Annotated in this window: 3 protein-coding genes and 1 pseudogene; 2 read left to right on the forward strand and 2 right to left on the reverse strand. The window is 67.5% G+C overall.

Annotation, left to right across the window (positions count from 1 at the left end; all coding sequences use genetic code 11):
• A pseudogene (locus tag RT567_RS15065) lies at positions 1 to 141 on the reverse strand (threonine synthase); the annotation flags it as partial.
• A 177-nt stretch (positions 142 to 318) separates the two neighbouring features.
• Here RT567_RS15065 and RT567_RS15070 point away from each other — a divergent pair.
• Positions 319 to 1,263, forward strand: a complete 945-nt coding sequence (locus RT567_RS15070; RefSeq protein WP_313577059.1) for an aspartyl protease family protein — start codon at positions 319 to 321, stop codon at positions 1,261 to 1,263.
• Positions 1,264 to 1,328: 65 nt separating this feature from the next.
• Positions 1,329 to 2,633 (forward strand): DUF418 domain-containing protein, encoded by a 1,305-nt coding sequence (locus RT567_RS15075; RefSeq protein ID WP_313577060.1) that lies wholly within the window; start codon positions 1,329 to 1,331, stop codon positions 2,631 to 2,633.
• 10 nt (positions 2,634 to 2,643) lie between these two features.
• On the opposite strand, the gene RT567_RS15080 is transcribed toward RT567_RS15075, so the two are convergent.
• Positions 2,644 to 3,464 (reverse strand): neutral zinc metallopeptidase (locus tag RT567_RS15080; protein ID WP_313577061.1); only part of this gene is annotated, 821 nt, incomplete at its 5' end.

The following is a 3,464-nucleotide window of genomic DNA, read 5'->3' on the forward strand; positions in this document are numbered from 1 at the left end:
GGCGTCGCCGGGCAGGGTCGGCCACGCCTGTGGCATGTAGAGGCCGCCGTCGGGCGCGATGCCGCGCAGCAGGGCGTCGCTGAAGCGGGTCGGAGCGGCGTCGCCGCGCGTCGAGAGGTAACGATCAGGGGAGGCTGGCATAACGGGTTGTTTCTAGCCGCGATCTACGACTTCGTCATGAATATTTTGCGCGTGCGAACGGAATTGTCGCGAGTTGGCGCAACAACCTGGCTCAACCGGCGCAACGGCGGCGTTGTCGGCGCGCGGCGATGGGAAAGGGGGCTGGCGCCGCGCCGTCGGTCGGTTCATGTCAGGCGGATGAACCGCCGTTCCCTTCTCATCCGTGCCGGAGCCGCCGCAGCAGCCGTCGGCGGCGGTCTGTGGCTGAAAGACCATGTGCTGTGGCGGCGGCCCAGCGTGACGTTCGGCGCAGATGGGACGAGCGGCTGGCTGCGTTTCGTCGCGCCTCGGACCCTTTTGCCCACGGTGCGCGTGCGGCTGGCGGGGCGGGAGCTGACCGCCCTGATCGACAGCGGGGCGCAGTATTCGGTGATCGACCGGCGGCTGGTGGCGGAGCTGGGGCTGGATGACCTCTTCGACATGCCGCTGATCGCCTATGGCGTGGACGGGCGCGCCCAGATGGGGCGGGGCGTGACGCTGGATCTGGCCGTTGGGGAGGCGCGCGTGGGGCGCCTGCGTGCCGGCATTCTGGACCTGGGGCCGTTGGGGGGCGACGAGGGGCTGGGCGCGCCGCTGATCCTGGGCCAGGATCTGTTGATGCAAGCGGCGTTGGAGATGGACCTGCGTCGACGGCGGTTACGGTTGCTCGGCGAGGCTCAGGCGAGGCTGACGCCCGCCTATCGGCCCTTGCCCGTTCGACGTTCGGGCACGGCTTTGATCGCCGAGGTCGTGGTCGAGGGCGCGCCGGTCAAGGCGGTGGTGGACACGGGTTCGTCCTCGCTTCTGGCGCTCAGCGACGCGGCGGCGCAGACGGCGGGTCTGCTGGACGGCCGGCCCGAGCAATCGGGATCCAGCATCGTTCTGGGCGGAGTGGCCAGAACGCGGATGATCCAGGCGCGAAGCGTGGCGCTGGGCGACGAGGCGTGGCGCAATGTGGCGACCGCCGTCTACGCCAGCCGGGCGCTGCCGAACTATCCCGAGGCTCTGCTGGGCATGGAGGCTTTCGCCGATCGCGACGTTATTTTGGATTTGGGCGACGGACGGTTGCACCTCGCACCGTTGATGGATGTGACCATTGTTTAGTCTTGTTGATTTCCCAATGGTCGAATCCATTTTATCCGCAGCCTGAACGGGGATAAGCGGCCCGTATGACCGCCTTGCCGCCCAGCACTACATCGGTGTCGCCCAATCAGCGGCTGGAGAGCCTGGATCTCCTGCGCGGGTTCGCCTTATGCGGCATCCTGTTGGTGAACATCATGATGATGGGCGGTTTCTGGGGGCAGTATCACCCGGACTTGCCGCCGACGCTGGCCAATCCTGACTGGTCGGCATGGATCATCCAGCATCTGTTCGTGCAGGGCTCGATGCGCGGTCTGTTCACCCTGCTGTTCGGGGCGGGGATGTTGTTGATCACCCTGCGCGGCGAAGACGGACGCGGTACGATTCAGGCGGCCGACGTGTACTTCCGCCGCTGTATGGCCCTGTTAGCCCTGGGGATTTTCAACGCCACGGCCCTGCTGTTTCCGGGAGATATTCTCTACGTCTACGGCCTGTCAGGGTTTCTGCTGTTCGTCTTTCGCGCGGCCCGGCCGCGCACGCTGATCGCCCTGTCGGCCGCCCTGCTTCTGCTGTTGACCGTCGAGTCGGCCGTGGTCGGCGCCTATCAGGCGATGGAGGCGCGACGCGGCGCCGAACTGGCGACCCAGGTCGAGGCCGGCGCGGTCCTCTCGGCCGAGGACGCAGAGGCGATGAAGGTCCATGTGCGCGCGCAGGAGGCGCAGACCCTGACGCCCGAGACCATCGCCGAGGAAACCGCCGCGCGCACGGGAAGCGTCGTCGGCCTGCTGAAGTGGAGCGTGCGGACCTGGCTGGACTATGCGGCGTCCAGCTACACCATCACCCTGGTCATTGAATCGGTCGCCTTCATGTTGCTGGGCATGGCGCTGTTCAAGCTGGGGGTGTTGGGCGGAGCGCGGTCGCTCGGCTTCTATCTGGCGCTGGCCGGGGGCGGCTACGCCCTGGGTCTGGCGGTCAACGGCGCCCAGGCCGTGATGCTGTGGACCAGCCAGTTCTCGTCTGAATCCTGGGCGGCGCAGACCAGCTATGAACTGGGCCGCTGCGCCATGACCCTGGGGCACGTCGGCCTGCTGTTGTCGCTGTGGAAGTTGAACGCGCTCGGCTTCGTGGGGCGCGCCTTGAGAAATCTGGGGCGGATGGCCCTGACCAACTATCTGGCCCAGTCGGCGATCGCGGGCCTGTTGTTCTACGGCCTGAACCTGTGGGGCAAGCTGGACTGGTGGGGCCTGTGGGGCGTGGCGGCGGGAATCTGGGTGTTCCAGATGGCCTTCAGCGCCCTGTGGTTGCGGCGGTTCAACATGGGGCCGCTGGAATGGGCGCTGCGCTGGTTCGCCTATGGACGGCCTTCGCCCCTGAAGCGCACGAAGGCCGCCTGATCCATCAGGTCTAGAGCTGGGCGAAGGTGTCGCAGGCCGCCGGGTCGCCCGTCTGATAGCCGCGTTGCAGCCACTCGACCCGCTGGGCTGACGAGCCGTGGGTGAAGCTTTCCGGCGAGACGCGACCGCCGCCGCGACGTTGCAGGGCGTCGTCGCCGATGGCCTGGGCGGTCTTCATGCCTTCCTCCAGATCGCCCGGCTCCAGCGCCACCTGGCCGTTCGACACGGCGGCGGCGTTGCTGGCCCAGACCCCGGCGTAGCAGTCGGCCTGAAGCTCCAGCGCGACGGAATAGCGATTGCCCTCGGCCTGTGAGCGCGCCGACTGCTGGGCGCGCTGCACCTGCTGACTGGCGCCGGTCAGGGTCTGGACGTGGTGCCCGAACTCGTGGGCGATGACATAGGCCTTGGCGAAGTCGGCGCCGGACGCGCCCAGCTTGCTCTCCATCTCGCGCCAGAAGCTCAGGTCCAGATAAACCTTCTGATCCGCCGGACAGTAGAACGGCCCCATCGCCGCCTGGCCGTAGCCGCAGCCGGTCTGGGTGCCTTGCGTATAAAGCACGGTGGTCGGCGGAGTGTAGCCGCGCAGCTTGGTCTTCCACACGTCGTTGATGTTGGAGCCGATGACTTCGACGAACTGACCGTCCTGATCTTCGGGCGAGCCCATCTGGCCCTGTTGCTCTGCCTGACCGGCGCCGCCGAACTGGCTGGCCAGCTGTTGGGTGGTGTTCGGGTCGATGCCGAAGACGAAATAGCCGATGGCCGCCAGCACCAGCACGCCGATGCCGCCGCCCGCGACCGCGCCGCCGCCCATGCCGCGCCGGTCTTCAACCC

The sequence above is a fragment of the Brevundimonas sp. genome, from assembly GCF_032107865.1.
In the GTDB taxonomy this organism is placed as follows: domain Bacteria; phylum Pseudomonadota; class Alphaproteobacteria; order Caulobacterales; family Caulobacteraceae; genus Brevundimonas.

What these genes read in the sequence shown, in the direction of transcription:
- RT567_RS15070 (WP_313577059.1), top strand. Translation starts at nt 319, where the DNA reads ATGAACCGCCGTTCCCTTCTCATCCGTGCCGGAGCCGCCGCAGCAGCC.
- RT567_RS15075 (WP_313577060.1), top strand. Translation starts at nt 1,329, where the DNA reads ATGACCGCCTTGCCGCCCAGCACTACATCGGTGTCGCCCAATCAGCGG.